The sequence below is a fragment of the Micromonospora yongxingensis genome, assembly GCF_052601155.1.
Genome location: NZ_JBQXEO010000012.1, coordinates 169,228 through 189,673 on the forward strand (window position 1 = coordinate 169,228; position 20,446 = coordinate 189,673).

Sequence of the window (20,446 nt, forward strand, 5' to 3'; positions counted from 1 at the left end):
CGATGTGTCCATACCTTCCGGCGGATCGCCGTGAACTTTCGTCGATTCGACTGAAAGTCGCAAGGCAGCGCCGTTCCCCGGACACCGCAGACGATGCCCGGGGAACCGTGTTCCGGCGACCGCCGGCGGATCAGGCGTGGCGGTCGATCGCCTGCGCGGCCAGCGCGACCAGTGCGGCGCGGGCCTCCGCGTCCACGGTCGCGCGCTCCAGCGCGGCCAGAGCGGCCTCGGTGCGGACCCGGATCATCTGCTCGATCCGCTCCCGGGCCCCGGTCGCCTCGATGATCCCGCGCAGCTCGGCCGCGCCGTCCGCGTCCAGCGCGGGATTGCCGAACAACTCCCGCAGCCGGGCGGTCTGCGGTCGGTCGGCGGCGCTGCGGGCCAGCGCCATCATCACCGTCGGCTTGCCCTCACGCAGGTCGTCCAGGACCGACTTGCCGGTGACCGCCGGGTCCCCGAAGACGCCCAGCACGTCGTCGCGGAGCTGGAACGCGTCGCCCAGCGGGTCACCGAACTCCCCCAGCGCGGCGATCAGCTCCGGCCCCGCACCGGCCAGGGCCGCGCCGATCTGCAACGGCCGGGTCACCGTGTACCGGGCCGCCTTCATCCGTATCACGGTGAGTGCACTGGCCACCGAGCCGTCACCCACCCCGGACACCAGGTCCAGGTACTCCCCCGCGATGACCTCGGTGCGCATCAACGCGAACACCCCGTACCCCCGGTGCACCTGCTCGGTGCTCAGGCCGCACTCGTGGAACATCTGGTCCGACCAGGCCGCGCAGAGATCCCCGCAGAGCAGCGCGGTGTTGCGTCCGTACGTCTCGGGGTCGCCCCGCCACGACGAGCGGGCGTGCAGATCGGCGAAGAGCCGGTGCACCGACGGCTCACCCCGGCGGCGGTCGCTGCCGTCCAGGATGTCGTCGTGGATCAGCGCGAACGCGTGGAACAGCTCCAGCGCCGCCGCGGCCACCACGATCGGGGTGCCGTCGGCCGCCCCGGCACCACGCCAACCCCAGTAGCAGAAGAGCGGTCGCAGCCGCTTGCCACCGGCCAGCACGAACCGGTACAGCGCGGTGAACACGCCACGCGGCGCGCCGTCCGGCCAGTCCGGGCCCTGCCGGTCGAGGAAGCCGGCCAGCTCCGCGTCGAAACGCGCCCGCAGCCCGCTGGTGTCGGTGGGCGCGACGGTGACCGTCATGACCCCTCCCCCGGCCCGCCCGCCTCCGCACCGTCGACGGTCAACCCGGCCAGTTCCAGCAGCAACCCCTTGACCTCGGTGGCCGCGATGCGGTCGCGGGCTGCGGCCGGATCGGAGCAGAGCAGCACCGGGGCGTCCGCCGGGTCGTCCGGCAGCCGACCGTGCGAGCCGCGCACCGCCCGCGCCCCGGCGTCCAGGCCGACCGCGCTCATCAGGTAGCGCATGCCCAGTTTCTTGCGGGCCAGCGCCACCCCGGCGCGGCGCTTGGCCGCACCCGGCGCGGCCGGGTCGAAGAACAGCTCGGCCGGGTCGTAACCCGGCTTGCGATGGATCTCCACCAGCCGGGCGAAGTCCGGCGCGCGGGCGTCGTCCAGCCAGTAGTAGTAGGTGAACCAGGCATCCGGCTCGGCCACCAGCACCAGCTCACCCGCGCGCGGGTGATCGAGCCCGTGCACGGCCTTGCCCTCGGCGTCGAGCACCTCGGCCACCCCGGGCAGCCCGGCGCAGAGCTTCGCCACCGCCGGCACGTCGGCCGGGTCCTTGACGTAGACGTGCGCGACCTGGTGGTCGGCGACCGCGAACGCCCGCGACGTCCACGGGTCGAGGTACTCCATGCCGGCCTGGGTGTGCACCCGCAGCAGCCCTTCGGCGCGCAGCAAGCGGTTGACGTCCACCGGCCGGGACACGTCGGTGATGCCGTACTCCGAGAGCACCACCACGGTGGCGTCGCGCGCCCGGGCGGCGTCCAGCAGCGGCCCGAGCACCGCGTCCAACTCGGCGGCCGCGGCCGCGGCCTGCGCCGAGGACGGGCCGAACCGTTGCAGGTCGTAGTCCAGGTGCGGGACGTAGACCAGGGTCAGGTCGGGTGACACGTCGGCCAGGATCTGCTCGGCCGCCTGGCAGATCCACCGTGACGAGGGCAGCCCGGCCGTCGGCCCCCAGTAGGTGAACAGCGGGAAGGTGCCCAGCCGCCCGGTGAGCGCGTCGTGCAGCTCCGGCGGGTCGGTGTAGCAGTCCGGCTCCTTGCGCCCGTCGGCGTAGTACACCGGGCGCGGGGTGACCGTCCAGTCGACGTCGGCGCCCATCGCGTACCACCAGCAGACGTTGGCGACGGTGTAGCCGGGCTCAGCCCGGCGGGCGGCCTGCCAGAGCTTCTCCCCGCCGACCAGCGCGTTGTGCTGCCGCCACAGCAGCACCTCGCCCAGCTCCCGGAAATACCAGCCGTTGCCGACGATCCCGTGCCCGCTGGGCGGTTCGCCGGTGAGGAAGGTGGACTGCACCGAGCAGGTCACCGCGGGCAGCACCGTGCCCAGCTCGGCCCGGAAGCCGCCGTCGGCGACCCCCCGCAGTCGCGGCATGTGCGCCAGTAGTCGCGGGGTCAGCCCGACCACGTCGAGCACCACCAGTCGCCGGCTCATCGTGACACCCCCATGCTTACGGTTCGCTCTGCGGTCAGGCCGAGGCCGACCAGTTCGTCCCGGGCGAAGGCCAGCTCCGCGGCGATGCCGGCGGCCAGCTCCGCGTCGGTGCCGGGCCGTCGTGCGGCCGGCAGCACCCCCCAGGTGTACGTCTCGACGTCGAGGTGGTCGCAGCCGGCGGTCGGGCCGTCGAAGAGCGCTCTCAGGGCCGCGCGGAGCACCGGCAGGGTCGAGCCGAGCGGTTCCTCGGGTGGGGCGTGCAGGGGCACGTGGTAGTGCACCCGCCACGACCCGGGTAGCGCCCGGTCCAGCGCCTCGTCCAGGTCGTCGGCCGCGTACGCCGGGTCGGCCGGGTCGGCCAGGCCGGCGCAACCGGCGCCCCGGGTCTGGTGCAGGAAGCGTGGCTCCACCCAGCGGCGCAACGCGTCGGCCCCGCCCTCCGGATCGGCGGCCTCGACGGCGGCGGAGACCTGCACCTTCACCACGGGCAGCCCGGCCGCCCGCAGTCGTTCCAGTGCCTCGGCCGGCTCCTCCCAGGCGCAGGCCAGGTGGGCCAGGTCGAGGCAGACGCCCAACCGCTCGGTGTCCATCCCGGACAGCAGCGCGGCGGCCTGGCCGGTGCTCTCCACCACGCAGCCGGGCTCCGGCTCGAAGGCGACCCGCACCTCGCGGCCGGTGTCCCGCTGCACGGCGGCCAGGCCGGCGGCGAGCTGGTCCAGCCGCCGTCGGGCGGCGTCGGCCTGGTCGGCGCCCCAGGGCTCCCGCCATGCCAGCGGCAGGGTGGAGATCGAGCCGCGGGCGGCGTCGTCGGGCAGCAGATCGGCGAGCACCCGGGCCAGATCCAGGGTGTACGTCAACCGCTGCTCTGTGGTCCAGTCGGGCCGGTAGACGTCGTGCTTCACCACCGGCGCCTGGAAGGCCGCGTACGGGAAGCCGTTGAGGGTCACCACCTCCAGACCGCGTGCGTCCAGTTCGGCGCGTAGCCGGCGACGCAGCGCCGGGTCGGCGGCCAGCTCGGCGGCGACCGGGGCGGCCAGCCACAGGCCGAGGCCGAGCAGGTCACTGCCGAGCGCCTCCCGGACCGGTACGGCGTAGGTGTCCAGTTGGGCGAGGATGCCGGCGAGGTCCTCGGCGGGGTGCACGTTGGTGCAGTAGCCGAGGTGGACGGTGTCGCCGCCGGCGTGCCGCAGCCGCATCAGCTGCCGCCGCGCAGGATCGAGTTGCCGGTCTGCGGGTCCACGGCGGTGACCTCCAGGTCGGTCAGGTCGAGGCGACCGGACTGCCCGTAGAACTCCACCGGGTTGCGCCACAGCACCCGGTCGACGTCGTCGTCGGTGAACCCGGCCAGCAGCATCGCCTCGCCGGTGGCCCGCGTCAGCAGCGGGTCGGAGCGCCCCCAGTCGGCCGCGGAGTTGACCAGCATCCGCTCGGTCCCGTACTCCCGCAGCAGCTCCACCATCCGCGGCGGCGTCATCTTGGTGTCCGGGTAGATGGAGAAGCCCAGCCAGCAGTCGCTGTCGCGGACCAGCTTGACGGTCACCTCGTTGAGGTGGTCGACCACGACCCGGCCCGGGTCGATGCCGGACTCGTTGACCACGGCGAGGGTGCGCTCGACGCCCCGCGCCTTGTCCCGGTGCGGGGTGTGCACCAGCGCCGGCAGGTCGTGCGCGACGGCCAGGGCGAGCTGCGCGGCGAACGCCTCGTCCTCCTCCGGGGTCATCGAGTCGTACCCGATCTCGCCGACCGCCACGACGGCGTCCTTGTCGAGGTAGCGCGGCAGCAGGTCGAGCACCGGGCGGCAGCGGGGGTCGTTGGCCTCCTTGGGGTTCAGCGCCACGGTGGCGTGGTGCCGCACCCCGAACTGCCCGGCGCGGAACGGCTCCCAGCCGATCAGCGAGTCGAAGTAGTCGGCGAAGGAGGCGGCGCTGGTGCGCGGTTGACCCAGCCAGAACGCCGGCTCCACCACCGCTCGGACGCCGGCGGCGGCCATCCGTTCATAGTCGTCGGTGGTGCGTGAGGTCATGTGGATGTGCGGGTCGAAGATGCGCATCACGCCTCCGTGGGGGTGGTCCGGTCGACGGTGCCGGTCCCGCCGCTGTGCGCGGTGAGCCGGTGGAGCAGGTCGGTGGCGTCGGCGGGCAGCTCCCGGCCGGCGGCGTGCCGCTCGGCGGCCAGCGCGGCCAGCATCGCGGCCAACTCACCGTCGGCCCGGGTGTCCAGGTCGGCCACCGCGACCAGCGGCACGCCGGAGAACACGCACTTGAGCACCGCCTGCCGCCAGGCCGCCGGGTCGAGGTGCCGGGCGTACGGGCCGAGCGCGGCGGCGACCAGCCGGGTGTCGTTGGTCCGGATCGCGTCGTGCAGCAGCGGGACCCCGGCGGCGCCGATCGGCAGCAGCGGGAGGGCGCGCAGCACGGCCCGCCGCTCGGCGGCGTCGCCGTGCCGGTAGAGGGCGTCGGCGTACGCGACGTGCTCGGCGGGCAGTGCGGTGAGCAGCAGCACGCGGGCCGCGTCGTCGGCGGTCCAGTCGGGGGCGTCGGGCAGTGCCGCCCGGCCGCAGCGCCGGCCGGCGGCCGGGAAGAGCCGGGTGATCGCGGTGGGCTCGGCCGCGACCCGCCGCAGCGCCGTGTCCAGCCAGTCAGGATCGGGTACGCCCCGCAGTGCGGCCCGTAGTGAATCCGGTGTCATCCCGTCTCCTCCCCTTGTGCTGCTCCGCAGGCACCCCAGGCGCGCCCTTTGCTCTGCTTCAATCCACGCGACGGCCACTGTCCGGGTATCGGACGGCCGCTGTTGCGTCCGTTGAAGCAGAGCAAAGGGCCCGTGCGGGCACCTCGTCCTCGGTGGGCCGGCCATCCGCCGCCGTGCTCGCGGTGCTCCGGGCCGCCGCCGTCGCGGCCGCGGCGCGCAGGAACTCGATCGACCGGGCGGCCACGGCCGGCGCGGCGTGCGAGGCCCGGGGCAGTTCGACGGCGACCAGCCCGCGGTAGCCGGCCTGCGCGAGGGCCGCCAGCACCGGCGGGAAGTCGATCTCGCCGGTGCCGAACTCCAGGTGCTCGTGCACGCCCCGGCGCATGTCGTCGATCTGCACGTTGACCAGGTGGTCGGCCACCTCGGCGACGCAGTGCGGCACCGGCCACGGCTCCAGACAGCGGCAGTGTCCGATGTCGAGGGTGATGCCGAAGGATGCGGGGTCGCCGAGCGCGGCGCGCAGCCGGCGCCAGTCGGCGATGTCCTCGACCAGCATCCCCGGCTCCGGTTCGAAGCCGAGGGTGACACCGGCGGTGTCGGCGGCGTCCACCACGGCGGAGCAGCCGGCCACCAGCCGGTCCCAGGCGCTCTGCGCCGGCACCGTGTCGGGGCGGACGCCGGCCCAGAAGGAGACCGCCTCCGCGCCGAGGTCGGCGCCGATCCGGACGGCCCGGCGCAGGAACTCGATCCGCCGCGTCGGGTCGTCGTGCAGCAGCGTCGGGGCGTGCTTGTGCCACGGGTCGAGCAGGTAGCGGGCACCCGTCTCGATCACCACGGCCAGGCCCAGCTCGTCCAGCCGGCGGCTGACGGCGGCGATCCGGCGGGTGAGCCCGGGCGCGAACGGGTCGAGGTGGTCGTGGTCCAGGGTCAGCGCCACCCCGGCGTATCCGAGGTCGGCGATGACGGCCAGCGCGTCGTCGAGCCGGTGGTTGGCGAAGCCGTTGGTCCCGTACCCGAAGCGCAGCGTCGAGGCGTCGGCCGGTGGCGCGGAGCGGGGCTGTGGGGCGGTCATGTCGGGGAGACCTTCCGGGCCAGTCGCCGACCCAACGGCGCCGCCGCCGCGACGGCCAACCCGAGCAGGCCGGCACCGCCGCGCGCGGTGAGCGCCCCCTGCAGGGCGGGCAGTCCCGTGATCCCGGCGCCGACCGCGGCGCGTACCCGACCGGCCGACGGGTCCCGGACCACCTGGGCCTGGGCGGCGCCGTAGCGGGCGGCGTACCAGGCGGCCAGCACCGCGGGCAGCGCGGCGGCCAGCCCGACTCCCGGCCGGGCCGGGCGGTCACCCGCGCCGGATCGGCCGTCGGTCGGGATCGGCCCGGTGCTCCGGGCGGCGGCGCCGGGCGCGGCCACGGCGGCGCTGGCAGCGACCAGGGCGGTGCCGGCCAGCGTGCGCAGCGGCAGGGCCGCGTCGGCGCCGGTGACCTCCCGGCGGGACAGCGCGGTGACCGTCCAGGTGTGCGCGGCGACGGTCGCCGCCGCCGGCAGCGCCCGGGTCAGCCGGCCGCCGGACGCGCCGAGCAGCACGTCCAGCCCCCGGCAGGCGGCCATCACGGCCGGCCCGGCTGCGGTGTTCTTGGCCAGCAGGTCGTACCCCCAGATGGTGGCCGCCAGTGGCACGGCGAGCGCGGCGGCGCCGCGGCCGCCCACGGCGGCGGCCAGGCCCACGCCGGCGGCGGTGAGACCGGCGGCGAGGCCGACCGCGGCGGCCGGTGCCACCCGGCCGCTGGGGATCGGCCGCTCGGGCCGCTCGACGGCGTCCAGCCGCCGGTCGGCCCAGTCGTTGGCGGCCATGCCGGCCCAGTAGAGCAGCACCGAGGCGCCGGCCAGGGCGGGCGTACGCCGGCTCAGCGCGCCGGCCGCCGCCGCGCCGGCGACCACGTCACCGGGCACCGAGAGCGCGGCCGGCGCCCGGACCAGCTCGGCGAGGTCAGCCAACGTTGTCATGGGAACCGTCCCGGCCGGCGTGCAGCCCACGCGTGAAGTCGGCCAGCCGGGCCCACTGGTCGGCCAGCGAGTGGGTCGGCGTGCCCAGCGGATCCTTGAAGAAGAAGCCCAGCTCGGTCAGCGGCCCGACGTGACCCGCGTCGTGCGCGGCGGCGGTGAGCCGGGCCAGGTCGAGCACCAGCGGCGCGGCCAGCGCGGAGTCGCAGCCGTGCCAGGTGAACTCCATCCGCATCCCGGTGCCGAGGAAACCGGCGAACGTGATCAGATCCCAGGCGGTCTTGAAGTCGCCCAACTCCTCGACGTACTCGATCCGGGTGCCGCCCTGCGGCACGTAGCCCAGCGTCTCGCCGAGCACCCGCTGCTTGCTCTGCACCTTTGCCGCGTTGGCGGCCGGATCGGCGAGGGTCGCGCCGTCACCGCCGCCGAGCAGGTTGACCCCGGACCAGGACCGCACGGCCAGGTTCCGCATCGCGAACATCGGCGCGAGCACCGACTTGACCAGGGTCTCCCCCGTCTTGCCGTCGTGCCCGGCGTACGGCAGCCGGACCTGTTCGGCCAGCGCGGTCAGCGCCGGCAGCCGCAGCCCGGTGGACGGGGTGAAGTCGACGTACGGGCAGCCGGCCAGCAGCGCCGCGTACCCGTACAGGGAGCTGGGTGGCAGCACCTCGTCCGGGCCGGTGAGGGCGGCGCGCAGGGCGTCGGGGTCGGCGTGCCCGGGGTGCGGCGCGGGGGCCGGTTCGGTGGCGGAGACGTTGACCACCACCACCCGGTCGAGCTTGTGCCGATCGCGGAAGGCGGTGAGGTCACGGACCACGGCGGCGGCCCGGTCGGCCTGGGTGGCGCCGACCGGCGCCGGGAACAGTTCCTGCTCGACGGCGGCCAGCTCGTCGGGGAGCGCCGCGACCAGCCGCCAGGGGATGACCCCGGTGTCGGCCAACGCCTCGGCCCGCTTGCACAGCGGAGTGGTGGCCAGGTCGTGCCCGCCGAAGACCAGGTCGGTGAAGGACGGCAGGGCGGGGCCGCGCAGCTCCGGCAGCTCGGTGACGCAGCCGGTCGGCCCGGCCAGACCGGCCCGCAGGGCGAGCCCTCCGACGATGCTGGTGGTCGCGACGGAACCGCGCGCTCCTACCAGCCAGACACCCGTTCGCATGGTGCTCCTTCCCGTCCAGGAGGAACCGTCGGTGAAACTAAATATAGGAATATCAGAATATTTCTTGAAAAGATACGGCCTTGCTGGATGGGCCCCGTCCGCCCGCCCCGCACCGGGACGGCACCGGGTTCCGACGTCGGCGTCGGCGGCGACGACGCCGGACCGGCTCCCGGTACGGGTGCGGGCAGACGGGGCTGGTAGGCAGGGTCGGTCGGCGTCTCGACCCTGCCTCCCCCGCATCCGGCCGACCGGGGCGTTGGCGTGCCCCGGCCGGACGTCTCAGGCCGCCGTGCCCACCGGATCGCCGACCGGTGTGCGGCACGCCGAACGTCGGCGGGCGGTAGCGGTACGGGTGGGAACAGCGGCGGGCGGTGCCATGGGGTCCTCCGGGTCGCCGGGGGTGGTGGCGGTCCTCCGGTGCGGCCGGGGAATCCCGGTCCGGTCGCACCGGACGACCGTCCTGCTCGTGCGCCACCGGGCCTCAGGGCCCGGCTGCACGCCCTCCGGTGCCGACCTCGTCCCGGCCGCGGGGCGCAACCGCGGCCGGTCCCTCGCCGGTCGGCTCCGGAAAGCCGGTCGGGCGACGGCGGCGCGAACACCGCCATCGCGGATGGACAAGTTGTCAGACGGCCACGGCGGCCAGCGCCGGTGCCACCTCGGTCCAGGAGGAGCCGACCTCCGCCGAACGGGTCACCGCGTCCAGCACCAGCTGGACCTGCAACGCGTCGGCGAACGACGGAGCCGGGTCGACCCCGGTGGCGATCGCCTCGATGAAGTCACGCATCTGGTGGGTGAAGGAGTGCTCGTAGCCGATGATGTGGCCGGGTGGCCACCACGCCGACATGTACGGGTGCTCACCCTCGGTCACCAGGATGCGGCTGAAACCCTGTTCCACGCTGGGCCGGGTGGCGTCGTAGAACTCCAGCTCGTTGAGGCGTTCCAGGTCGAAGACCACACTGCCCAGCGAGCCGTTGATCTCGACTCGCAGGGCGTTCTTGCGGCCGGTGGCGAACCGGCTCGCCTCGTACGTGGCCAGGGCGCCACCGTCGAGCCGGGCCACGAAGACCGCGGCGTCGTCGACGGTGACCGTCCCGGTGGGCGACCCGTTCCCGTCGACCGAACCAGCGCCGTCCAGGGTGGCCGCCAACCCGCTCGACCCGGCCGGCAACGGCCGTTCCTTGACGAAGGTCTCGGTCACCGCGCTGACGCCGGTGATCCGCTGGCCGGTGACGAACTGGGTCAGGTCGATGATGTGCGCGCCGATGTCGCCGAGCGCACCGGAGCCCGCCCTGTCCTTCTGCAACCGCCAGACCAGCGGGAACTGCGGGTCCACGATCCAGTCCTGCAGGTACGTCGCCCGGACGTGCCGGATCACCCCGAGTCGCCCGTCGGCGATCATCTGGCGCATCATCGTGACCGCAGGGACGCGCCGGTAGTTGAAACCGCACATCGACCGCGCCCCGGCGGCCCGGGCTGTCTCCGCCGCGGCGGTCATCGCCCGTGCCTCGGCCACCGTGTTGGCCAACGGCTTCTCGCACAGCACGTGCTTGCCGGCGGCCAACGCGGCGAGAGCGATCTCGGCATGGCTGTCGCCCGGGGTGCAGACGTCGACCACGTCGATGTCGTCCCGGTTGATGAGGTCACGCCAGTCCGTCGTGTACGCGTCCCAACCGAGCCGGTCGGCGGCGTCGGCCACCTTCCCGGTGTCCCGGCCGCAGATCAGTGCCATCCGGGCCCGCGCCGGCAGGTCGTACACGCGGTTCACGGTGCGCCACGCCTGTGAGTGCGCGGCGCCCATGAACGCGTAGCCGACCATGCCGACCCGCAGTTCTTTGTCTGTCGTGGACAAGGTGGGTCTCCCCCCGTGTGTCAGAACCCGAGCTTCTCGTAGCTGCTCGCGTTCTCCTTGGTGATCGTCTCGGAGGCGAGGGTCACTTCCTTGGGCACCTGCAGCTCCGTGAGGTCGCCCAGGCCCCGGCCCTGCGCGATGAGCCGGGCGAGTGAGATCGCCGACGAGGCCATCGACGGGTTGTAGGTGACCGTCGCCTTGAGCACCGTGTTGTCGGCCTTGATGGCGTCGATCGCGACCTTCGCGCCCGCGCCGCCGACCATGAAGAACTCCTTGCGGCCAGCCTGGTTGATGGCGGCGAGCACGCCGATGCCCTGGTCGTCGTCGTGGTTCCAGATAGCGTCGATCTTGGGCAGCGCCTGGAGCAGCTGGGCCGCCTCGCGCTGGCCGCTGTCGGAGGTGAACTCGGCCGAGCGGCGGTTGCTCACCTTGAACCCGTACGTCGCCAGGGCCGCCGCGAAGCCGGCGCTGCGCTCGACGGTCAGCGGGATCTCCAGACCGGCGATCTCACCGATCACCGGGTTGCTGACACCCTTGTCCTTGAGCTGCTTACCGATGAAGTGCCCGGCCGAGACGCCCATGCCGTAGTTGTCGCCCTTGATGACCAGCCGCGAGGCCAGCGCGTCGGGGAAGGCCCGGTCGAGGTTCACGATCGGGATGCCCGCCTGCATCGCCTGGAGGGCAACGGCGTTGACCTCCTTGCCGTCGTGCGGCAGCACGACGATGATGTCCGGCTTCTGGGCGATCAGGGTGCCGAGAGTCGAGCGCTGGGCCTCGGAGTTCGACCCACCGTCGACCTCCTTGAACTCCACGTCGGAGTAGGCGGCCGCCTGCGCCTTGGCGTTGGCGTGGATCGCGCCCATCCAGCCGTGGTCGGCGGCGGGGGCGGAGAAGCCGATGACCACCTTCTTGCCGGGAGCGTTGTTGCCGGCGCCGTCTCCGGCGGCCTTGGTCTGGGTGCTGGCCGCCGGGGTCTCGTTGCTGGTGCAGGCGGTGAGCAGGGTGGCGGCACCGACGGCGGCACCGCCGAACAGCAACCGACGGCGCGACACGTCGCGACTGTGCTGGGTCATGACGACCTCCTGGGAGCGGGTTTCAGTTGGTGAGGGTGTGCGAGGTCCGGCCACTGTCGAATGTCTCGACGTCGCCAGGAACAACGTGCGGTGCATCAGGGTGTGGTGGTGAGCCTGTTCCGCGCGAGGAGCCGAGTGAAGGACTTGAACTGGAACTGCTGGACCAGGACGGCGGCGACGATAATGCCGCCCTTGACCATGTTCTGCGCCTCGATGGAGAGGCCGTTGATGGCGAAGAGGTTGGTGATCGTGGCGAAGATGATCACGCCGAGCAGTGAGCCGACGATCGTGCCCCGGCCGCCGCTGAGCAGAGTGCCGCCGATGATCGCCGCGGCGATCGCGTCCAGCTCGTAGAGGTTGGCCATCGCCGCCTGCGCCGAGGTGGCCTGGGAGGTCAGCATGATGGCGGCGATACCGCAGCAGAGACCGGAGAGCGCGTACAGCAGCATGGTGTGCCGGCGGACGTTGATGCCGGCCAGCCGCGCGGCCTCCGGGTTACCGCCGACGGCGATGGTCCGCCGACCGAAGGTCGTCCGGTTGAGCAGGACCCACCCGGCCAGGACCACCGCGCCGAGGATGTAGACGAGGATCGGAATCCCCAGCACCTTGCGCGCCGCGATGTCGTTGATGACCGTGCTGGTCGACACCTGGGTCTGCTTGTTGGAGATCTGCGCCGCCAGGCCACGCGCGGCCACCAGCATCGCCAGCGTCGCGATGAACGGCACCAGTCGCCCGTACGAGATGAGCACCCCGTTGACCAGGCCGACGCAGATGCCGACCGCGATCGCCGCGAAGATCATGCCGCCGGCGCCGTAGCTCTGGGTGGCCACCGTGGTGCACCAGACGCCCGCCAACGCGACGATCGCTCCGACCGACAGGTCGATCCCGCCGCCGATGATCACGAAGGTCATGCCCACGGTGACCACGCCGACGACGGAGGCGAGCTGCAGGATGGCCAGGACGTTGTTCCAGACCCAGGTGGGGTCGCCGTAGAGATCGGGCTTGGTGATCGCACCCACCGCGATGAGTGCGGCGAGCACCCCGATCAGACCGAGGTTGCGCTTGGCGCCCTCGCCGCCGTCACCCCGCCACCAGGACAGCTTTCCGGTGGAGGCCGCCTTGTCGCCGGCCACCGCCGTCTCGGCCGGGTCCACCGGCGGGGACTGCGCCGGCAACTGCGGGCGCTCCGGTGTCGCGGTGGGAGTGGGAGTCGCGTCGCTCATGCCGGTGCGCCTTCCATCAGGGACCCCGCCATCACGAGGTCGAGCACGGTGTTCTCGTCGAGTTCGCCGGCGGGGGCCTCGCGGATGACCCGCCCCTCCCGCATCACCAGCACCCGGTCGGCCAGGCCGAGCACCTCGGGCACCTCGCTGGAGACCAGCAGCACCCCGACACCGCGGGCGGCCAGCCCGCGGATGACCTGGTACAGCTCGGCCCGGGCGCCGATGTCCACGCCCCGGGTCGGCTCGTCCAGCAACAGCAGCTTGGTGTCGCCGAGCAGCCAGCGCCCGACCACCACCTTCTGCTGGTTACCGCCGGAGAGGGTGCGTACCGGCCGGCGGACGTCGCGGGGCCGCAGCTCCAGGCTCTCGGCGATCCGGTCCGCCTCGGCCTCCTCGGCGCCGGCGTTGGTGAAGCCGAACCGGGCGTACCGGCCGAAGGTCGCCAGCGTGACGTTGCGGTAGATCGGTTCGCCGAGCAGCAGCGCCTGGCTCTTGCGCTCCTCGGGCGCCATGCCCATCCCGGCCCGGACCGCCGCGCCCACGCTGCCGGCCCGCAGCGCCTTACCGGCCATCCGGACCGTGCCGGCCTCGGCCGGCCGCGCGCCGTAGATGGTCTCCAGCAGCTCGGAGCGGCCGGAGCCGACCAGCCCGGCGATGCCGACGATCTCGCCGGCCCGGACGTCGAGTGACACGTCGGCGAACTCGCCCGACCGGGTCAGCCCGTCGACCTGGAGCAGCTCCGCACCGGCCGGGCCGGCCGCCGGGCGCTCCGGGAAGACGTACTCGATGCTCCGGCCGGTCATCCGGCTGACCAGGTCGCGGGTGGGAGTGTCCCGGGCCGGCAGGTTCGCCGCCGTCGTCCGGCCGTCCTTGAGGACGGTGACCCGGTCGCCGATCTCGCGGATCTCCTCCAGCCGGTGGGAGATGTAGATGACGGCGATGCCCTGGGCGGTCAGCTCCCGGATGATCCGGAACAGGTTGCCCACCTCGTCGTGTGCCAGCACGGCGCTCGGCTCGTCCATGATGATCAGTCGTGCCTCGTGCGACAGGGCACGGGCCATGCTGACGATCTGCTTGCCCGCCGCCGGCAGCGCCCGGACCATCCGGCCCGGTGGGATCTCGCCGTGGCCGAGCCGGCCGAGGATCTGCCGGGTCCGCCGGGCCATGTGCCCACGCCGGACGAAGCCCAGCCGGCGCGGCTCGTGACCGAGGAAGGCGTTCTCCCCCACCGACAGGTCGTCGACCAGGTCCAGTTCCTGGTAGATGGTGGCGATGCCGGCGCGCATGGCGGCCTGCGGGTTGGCGAACGTGATCGGCTCGCCCCGCCACTCGACCTGCCCGGAATCCGGCTGGTGGACGCCGGCCAGTACCTTGATCAGGGTGGACTTGCCCGCGCCGTTCTGCCCGAGCAGGCAGTGCACCTCGCCGGCGCGCACCTCCAGCTGAACGCCGTCGAGGGCGCGTACCCCGGGGAAGGTCTTGACCAGATCGGTGAGGCGCAGGACCACCTCGCCAGCGACGGTGTCGGCGGGAGCCTCGACCAACGGCGCCTGCGTGCCGGCGTCCGCCGGACCGGTGGCGGCGATCTCCTCGGGCTGGGCCACAGTCTCCTCCTCGCTCACGACGGTTCTTCGGTTGGCGACTGCGGGATCGCGGACGGCGTCTCTGCTCGCGGTTGCGGGGTCATGAGGCCTCCCCGAAGGCGACGTCGCTGGCGAGCACGGCCGCACCGGCGACGCCGGCACGGCCGCCCAGCTCGGACAGCACGACGGGCAGGTTGCCGGTGGCCAGCGGCAGCGACCGGCGGTAGACCACGCTGCGGATCTCGGCGAGCAGGATGTGCCCGAGCTGGGCGAGCCCGCCGCCGATCACGATCATCGACGGGTTGGTGAAGCTGACCAGGCCGGCGAGCACCCCGCCGACGCGCCGTCCGCCGTCGCGGATCAGCTGGATGCAGGACACGTCCCCCTCGACGGCGCCCTCGGCGACGTCCAGCGCGGTCACCGCGCCGCGCAGGGCCAACCGCTCGGCCAGCGCCGGCGACGCCCCGCTGCGGGCGGCGGCGATGGCGTCCTTGGCCAACGCGGCACCACTGAACAGCGCCTCCAGGCAGCCGACGTTGCCGCAGGAGCACATCGGACCGTGCGAGTCGACCTGGATGTGGCCGATGTCCCCGGCGCAGCCGTCGGTGCCCCGGTAGACCTCGCCGGTGAGGTAGATGCCGCACCCTATTCCGGTGCCGATCTTCACGAAGAGGAAGTCGTCCACCGAGTGGGCGACGCCTCCGTGGCGCTCGCCGATCGCCATGATGTTGACGTCGTTGTCGACCACCGCCGGGCAGCCGTGCTCCCGGCTGAGCAGCTCGCGCACCGGGAACCTGTCCCAGCCGGGCATGATCGGCGGCGAGACCGGAACGCCGTCGCGGAAGCTGACCGGCCCGGGCACCCCGATGCCCACCGCGTCCAGCCGCTCGTACGCGCCGTCGACCCGGGCCTTGTGCAGCAGCTCGTTGACCCGCTGCAGGGTCACCTTCGGCCCGTTGCGGATGTCGGCGGCTTCGGCGTAGTGGGCCACCGGTTCGAGTCGGCCGTTGACCACCTCGACGTCCATCGAGCTGGCGCCCAGGTCGACGGCCGCGAACCGTAGCTTCGGGTTCAGCTCGACCAACGTGGAGCGGCGTCCGCCCCGGGACGCGGCGAGCCCCGCCTCTGCGACGTAGCCCAACGCGACCAGCCGGTCCAACTCGGCCAGAAGGCGCGGGCGCGGCATCTGGAGCCGGTCACCCAGCTCGGCCCGGGACACGGCCCCCTCGTCGCGGAGCAACCGCAACAGCCGGACGTGCAGGGGGTCGACGGTCCGCACCGGGGACTCACCTCTTCACCGGACTCGTTCACATCGACGCAATGCCGATGTGTTGTGTCCGACACAGTAGGAGCGTTCCGTACCGCCTGTCCAGAGCTTCAACCGTTCTGATCCCAACTTTTGTCCGAAAGAACAAAAGCTACTAGTCGATCAAGAAAAGGATCACGCGATGCCCACGTTCGCTCGCGAGCCGTGCGACCACCGGACAGGCAACCGCCCCGCCACCCGTTCTCCGGTGGCGGGGCGGTCACGGACCGCAGGTCAGCGGGGGCCGGCGGAGTTCCGCTTCTTCCTGAGCTTGCGGTCGTCGCGCAGCTCGACGTACGGCTCGTCGTCCACCGGGTGGCCGGCCGAGATGGCCCGGCTGCGCTCCAGCTCGGCGTCGAACTCGGCACCCAGCAGGATCGCGATGTTGCTCAGCCACAGCCAGACCAGGAAGATGATCACCCCGGCCAGAGCCCCGTAGGTCTTGTTGTACGAGCCGAAGTTGCTCACGTAGAAGGCGAACAGGCCGGAGATCACCAGCCAGATCACCACGGCCAGCACACCGCCCGGGCTGACCCAGCGGAACCCGCCGTGCCGCGCGTTCGGCGACGCCCAGTAGAGGATCGCGAACATCAGGCTGACCAGGAGCAGCAGCACCGGCCACTTGGCGATGTTCCAGACCGTGACCGCCGTGCCGCCCACCCCGATCGCGTCACCGACGATCTCGGCGAGACGACCGGTGAAGACCACGATGACGGCGCAGACCAGCAGCAGCACGCCGATCACCGCGGTCACGCCCACCCGGATCGGCAGCGTCTTCCAGATCGGCCGCCCCTCCGGCACGTCGTAGATGGTGTTCGAGGCGCGCATGAACGCCGCGATGTACCCGGAGGCCGACCAGAACGCGGCCAGCAGACCGATGATCGCCGCGATGCTGGCCAGCCCGCCGTTCTGATCCGCCTGGTTGATCGCGTCAGTGATGATCTTCTGGATGTTGCCCTCCGGCACCGCCTGGCTGACGGTGTCCTTGACGCCCTCGGTGGCGCCGGAGCCGAGCAGGCCGAGGAGGGAGATCAGAACCAGCAGCCCGGGGAAGATGGACAGCACCCCGTAGTAGGTCAGTGCCGCCGCCCAGTCGGTCAGGCTGTCGTCCTGGAATTCGGCGACCGTCCGGCGCAGAGCCGCCTTCCAGCCACTGCCGGGCAGGTCGGCGGGGCTGTCCGGCCCCTCGTCCGGGCCGACGGGGCCACGGGCCGAGTCACGGTCACGCCCGCTGCCAACGGAAGACTGCTCGGAGGCCATCGCCCCTCCTCATCGTCGTGGTGTCACCTCCGACATGCCCCGAGGAGGGCGGCGGGTAACCCCTACCGGTAGAGCAACCTGCCCATCCGGCGGGAGGCGACCAGCAGGCCGAGGGCCATCATCGCCAGCAGGTAGAGGACGTCGAGCAGCCACGACCAACCGTCGACACCCAGCGCGACACCGCGGATCAGGTGCACCGACCGGTAGAGCGGGGTGACCTCGACCAGCCAGTGCAGCAGGGTCGGATAGGCCTGCGCCGGCACGAACGTGCCGGAGAAGAGGAAGAGCGTGAACTGGGCCGAGCCCATCAGGTCGAAGTCCTGCCAACTGCGCATGAAGGTGGAGAGCGCCATGCCGAGCGCGCCGAACGCGAAGCCGACCAGCACGGCGGCCGGGAGGGCCGTCAGCGCCCGGGTGACGGTGGTCAGGTCCAGCGCGATCATCACCCCGAGGAACGCCGCCGAGTAGGCGCTGCCGCGCAGCATCGCCCAGCCCAGCTCGCCGAGGGCGATCTCGAACGGCCGTACCGGGGTGGCGATCACCCCGTCGTACAGCTTCATGTACTTCATCTTGCCGAAGAAGTTGAAAGTGGTCTCCGCGAGCGCGCCGGTCATCGCCGAGGAGGCGAGCATCGCCGGGGCCACGAACGCGGCGTACGACACCAGCCGCCCGTCGGGCAGCGGCAGGTCGCCGACCAGCGTGCCGACGCCCACCCCGATGGAGAACAGGTAGAGCAGCGGCTCCACGAACCCGGAGAGCAGCAGCAGCCAGTAGACGGACTTCAGCGCCGCGACGTTGCGCTCGACCACCGACGCCGACCGCCGGGACGCGGCGGAGACGTCGACCAGTCGAGGCAGGATCAGCGTGACCACGACATCCTCCCTAGACGACGAGCCTGCGACGGAACGCGCGCAACGCCAGCAGCCAGCCCGCGAGAGCCCAGGCCGCCAGGTAGAGCAGGTGCCCCACGATCGACCACTGTGGGGCGACGCCGAGCGTCGCCGCCCGGCAGACGTCGACGGCGTGCCAGAGCGGCGTCGCGTAGGCCAGCCAGCGCAGCGCGTCGGGCAGCGACTCGACCGGGAAGAACACCCCGGCGAACAGCGTCATCGGGATGACCGCGAACCGGAACAGCATCGCCAGCCAACTGTCGCTGGACACCGACGCCGCGTACGCGAAGGTCGGCGCGGCGACAGCCAGCCCGAGCAGCGTCACCACCGGCAGGGTGGCCAGCGCCCACGGTGAGCGCAGAGCCCCGAACAACCCGGTGACCAGCAGGAACGCGGCGATCGTGCCGAGCACCCGGAACATCACGAAGGCCAGGTGCCCCGCCAGGATGTCGGCGACCCGCAGCGGCGCCGCGCTCTGCGCGAAATACGTCTTGATCCACTGGAAGTTGCTGAACACCGGCCAGGTCGAGTCGCCGATGGCCACCTGGAGGGCGGTCGAGGCGATCAGCCCGGGGACCAGCCAGTCGAGGTAGCGCACCCCGCCGACGCCCTGGTCGATGTACGCGCCGACGCCGAGCCCGAAGCCGAGCACGGTCAGCACCGGCAGCAGGAACGAGGAGAACACCCCGGCCCGCCAGGTGCGTCGGTAACCCACCAGGAAGTAGTTGAACACGGCGAGCGCCGGCACCCGTGGCAACGCCGGGCGGCCCTGCTCCCGCGCCGATCCCGCCACGCTCACCCCGACCACCCCCGCCACACCGTGCCAGCCACGTCGACCTTCCTACCCCCGGGGTACGACAGGCCGCCGGTCACCCTACGGCGACCGCCACCGACCTGTCCCCCGGTTTCCTCCGGCCCCGCCACCCGGGATCGAGCGCGCGGGCGGAGGCGGGCGCGGCGTTGACCGTGATACCTCCTGGGCATTTTTATGACTCAGAGGTATCAGGCTCGCAGCAGCAGCTCCGCCCCAAGGACGCCGTTCCGGGCGCTGCCAGTCGGGGCGTGCGTCAGCCCGAACGGTGGGTGCGAACCAGCGCCTGTACGGCGTAGCCGAGCAGCAGCAGCCCCGCGCCGGTGCCGACCACCAGGCCGGCGGACACCGCCGAGGCGAGCGCGACGCCGAGCCCCACCGCCGCCACCACGCACAATGCGACGCCGAGCGGCCGGAGCAGCGGGTCCCGCAGCAGCGGCGCGAGTGGGAAGAAGTGCAGCCCGACCACCGCGCAGACCAGCACCGGGATGTACCCGGACCAGCCGGCGGCGGCCAGCACGGCGGCACCCAACCCGGCTGCGGCGAACTCGGCGACGACGATGAGCAGGTACCGCCGGTCGGTCGCCCGGTCCCGCACAGCGCCGCCGGCACCCCGGGTGTGAGCGGCCAGCACGCCACCCGCCACGGCGGTGAGCAGGGCGGCGAGGCTGCCCACCACGAGCAGGGCGCGCAACGGCTGCTCGGCCGCCGGGACGCTGAACCACACCGTGGCGAAGATGCCCAGGTACAGGGCGGTCAGCCCGGCCTGATGCCGGCTTGTCGTCCGGACGTCGGACATGAAACCCCCGTGGTCGACCCGCGGTCGAGCGGACATGCCGACCGGGCCGCCGATGCTACGCAAGATCAGCCCGGCGGCGCACCCCCGGCCGACGCGCCGCGTCACCGACCCGGTCAGCGCGGTCAGTCGACCAGGGTGCGGCCGGTCAGGTGCAGGAAGACGTCCTCCAGGCCGCTGCGCCGCACCAGCACGTTGGCCGGATTGAGCCCCAGCTTGGCGACCTCGGCGACCGCCGCGTCGCCGTCGGCGACGTACAGGAGGATGCGGTCGGGCAGCACCTCGACCCGCTCCCCCAGCCCGTCGAGCTTGCCGGCGAACGGCTCCTGCGACTCGGCGGCGAAGCGCAGCTCGACGACCTCGCGGGTGGAGTGCCGCTCGATCAGCGCCCGGGGCGAGCCCTCGGCGACGATCCGCCCGCCGTCCATCACCACCAGGCGGTCGCACAGCTGCTCGGCCTCGTCCATGTAGTGCGTGGTCAGCACCAGGGTGACGCCCTGCTGCTTGAGCCGGAACAGCCGCTCCCACACCAGGTGCCGGGCCTGCGGGTCGAGCCCGGTGGTCGGCTCGTCGAGCAGCACGATCTCCGGCTCGTTGACCAGCGCGCGGGCGATGGTCAGCCGGCGCTTCATCCCACCGGACAGTGGCTCGACCTTGCTGTCGGCCCGCTGGGTGAGCTGGACGAAGTCGAGCAGCTCGGCGGCCCGCTCCCGGGCGGTGCGGCGCGAGATGCCGAAGTAGCGGGCGTAGACGGTCAAGTTTTCCCGGACCGTCAGCTCCGGGTCGAGATTGTCCAACTGTGGGCAGACGCCGAGCCGCGCCCGGATGGCCGGCCCGTCGCGGACCGGGTCCAGGTCGAGGATGCGCAGCTCACCCCCGCTCGGCGGAGAGATGCAGCCGACCATCCGCATGGTGGAGGACTTGCCGGCACCGTTGGGCCCGAGGAAGCCGAACGCCTCGCCCGAGCGCACCTCGACGTCGATGCCGTCCACGGCGGTGAAGTCGCCGAACCGCTTCACCAGCCCACGAGCCTGAATCAGTGGTCGCCCCGAAGTCACCGCCCGACCCTAGCGGCCAGGTCCGACAGCCCTCCAGGCAAATTCCCGCGACGGCCCGCGCGGCGTGGCCGACACCCGATCCCGCCGCGACGAAACGCCCGTCGATGCCCCACTCGCTGGTCGATCGACGTGTATCGTC

The 20,446-nt window shown here is 72.6% G+C and carries 18 protein-coding genes; all 18 read right to left on the reverse strand.

The window, feature by feature from the left end:
- Window positions 1-130 precede the first annotated feature (130 nt).
- Window positions 131-1,198, reverse strand: coding sequence for a polyprenyl synthetase family protein (locus ACTWLT_RS17030; protein WP_252417874.1), 1,068 nt, complete (start codon window positions 1,196-1,198; stop codon window positions 131-133).
- A complete protein-coding gene (locus ACTWLT_RS17035) occupies window positions 1,195-2,616 on the reverse strand; it encodes an alkaline phosphatase family protein (protein WP_445319224.1) in 1,422 nt (473 codons plus the stop codon). The genes ACTWLT_RS17030 and ACTWLT_RS17035 overlap by 4 nt, the downstream gene beginning before the upstream one ends.
- A complete protein-coding gene (gene eboE / locus ACTWLT_RS17040) occupies window positions 2,613-3,812 on the reverse strand; it encodes a metabolite traffic protein EboE (protein WP_445319225.1) in 1,200 nt (399 codons plus the stop codon). Before eboE ends, ACTWLT_RS17035 begins: the two co-directional genes overlap by 4 nt.
- Window positions 3,812-4,666: a TatD family hydrolase gene (locus ACTWLT_RS17045; RefSeq protein WP_445319226.1), complete on the reverse strand. Its 855-nt coding sequence runs from the start codon at window positions 4,664-4,666 to the stop codon at window positions 3,812-3,814. The genes eboE and ACTWLT_RS17045 overlap by 1 nt, the downstream gene beginning before the upstream one ends.
- Entirely contained in the window at window positions 4,666-5,304 is a 639-nt protein-coding gene (locus ACTWLT_RS17050) for an EboA domain-containing protein (protein ID WP_445319227.1), read from the reverse strand. Before ACTWLT_RS17050 ends, ACTWLT_RS17045 begins: the two co-directional genes overlap by 1 nt.
- A gap of 58 nt (window positions 5,305-5,362) precedes the next feature.
- Window positions 5,363-6,376 (reverse strand): sugar phosphate isomerase/epimerase family protein, encoded by a 1,014-nt coding sequence (locus tag ACTWLT_RS17055; RefSeq protein ID WP_445319228.1) that lies wholly within the window; start codon window positions 6,374-6,376, stop codon window positions 5,363-5,365.
- A complete protein-coding gene (locus ACTWLT_RS17060; RefSeq protein WP_445319229.1) occupies window positions 6,373-7,308 on the reverse strand; it encodes an SCO3242 family prenyltransferase in 936 nt (311 codons plus the stop codon). The genes ACTWLT_RS17055 and ACTWLT_RS17060 overlap by 4 nt, the downstream gene beginning before the upstream one ends.
- Window positions 7,292-8,458, reverse strand: a complete 1,167-nt coding sequence (locus ACTWLT_RS17065; protein ID WP_445319230.1) for an inositol-3-phosphate synthase — start codon at window positions 8,456-8,458, stop codon at window positions 7,292-7,294. The genes ACTWLT_RS17060 and ACTWLT_RS17065 overlap by 17 nt, the downstream gene beginning before the upstream one ends.
- Window positions 8,459-9,080: 622 nt before the next feature.
- Window positions 9,081-10,274, reverse strand: a complete 1,194-nt coding sequence (locus tag ACTWLT_RS17070) for a Gfo/Idh/MocA family protein (protein WP_445319248.1) — start codon at window positions 10,272-10,274, stop codon at window positions 9,081-9,083.
- Window positions 10,275-10,327: 53 nt separating this feature from the next.
- The gene (locus ACTWLT_RS17075) at window positions 10,328-11,380 is read right to left on the reverse strand and encodes a substrate-binding domain-containing protein (RefSeq protein ID WP_252417883.1); all 1,053 of its coding nucleotides are present in this window, start codon (window positions 11,378-11,380) and stop codon (window positions 10,328-10,330) included.
- 95 nt (window positions 11,381-11,475) lie between these two features.
- A complete protein-coding gene (locus tag ACTWLT_RS17080; protein WP_252417884.1) occupies window positions 11,476-12,603 on the reverse strand; it encodes an ABC transporter permease in 1,128 nt (375 codons plus the stop codon).
- Entirely contained in the window at window positions 12,600-14,111 is a 1,512-nt protein-coding gene (locus ACTWLT_RS17085; RefSeq protein WP_445319249.1) for a sugar ABC transporter ATP-binding protein, read from the reverse strand. Before ACTWLT_RS17085 ends, ACTWLT_RS17080 begins: the two co-directional genes overlap by 4 nt.
- A 175-nt stretch (window positions 14,112-14,286) precedes the next feature.
- On the reverse strand, window positions 14,287-15,465 hold the full coding sequence (locus tag ACTWLT_RS17090) for an ROK family protein (protein ID WP_252417885.1): 1,179 nt from the start codon (window positions 15,463-15,465) through the stop codon (window positions 14,287-14,289).
- A 261-nt stretch (window positions 15,466-15,726) separates the two neighbouring features.
- Window positions 15,727-16,752, reverse strand: coding sequence for a YihY/virulence factor BrkB family protein (locus ACTWLT_RS17095; RefSeq protein ID WP_445319231.1), 1,026 nt, complete (start codon window positions 16,750-16,752; stop codon window positions 15,727-15,729).
- Window positions 16,753-16,814: 62 nt separating this feature from the next.
- Entirely contained in the window at window positions 16,815-17,624 is an 810-nt protein-coding gene (locus ACTWLT_RS17100) for an ABC transporter permease (protein WP_445319232.1), read from the reverse strand.
- A gap of 10 nt (window positions 17,625-17,634) precedes the next feature.
- Window positions 17,635-18,435 carry an ABC transporter permease gene (locus tag ACTWLT_RS17105; RefSeq protein ID WP_445319250.1) on the reverse strand — a complete coding sequence of 267 codons (801 nt, stop codon included), beginning with the start codon at window positions 18,433-18,435 and terminating at the stop codon, window positions 17,635-17,637.
- Between the two features lie 274 nt (window positions 18,436-18,709).
- Window positions 18,710-19,252: a hypothetical protein gene (locus ACTWLT_RS17110; protein ID WP_445319233.1), complete on the reverse strand. Its 543-nt coding sequence runs from the start codon at window positions 19,250-19,252 to the stop codon at window positions 18,710-18,712.
- Between the two features lie 122 nt (window positions 19,253-19,374).
- On the reverse strand, window positions 19,375-20,307 hold the full coding sequence (locus tag ACTWLT_RS17115; RefSeq protein ID WP_445319234.1) for an ABC transporter ATP-binding protein: 933 nt from the start codon (window positions 20,305-20,307) through the stop codon (window positions 19,375-19,377).
- Window positions 20,308-20,446: the final 139 nt, after the last annotated feature.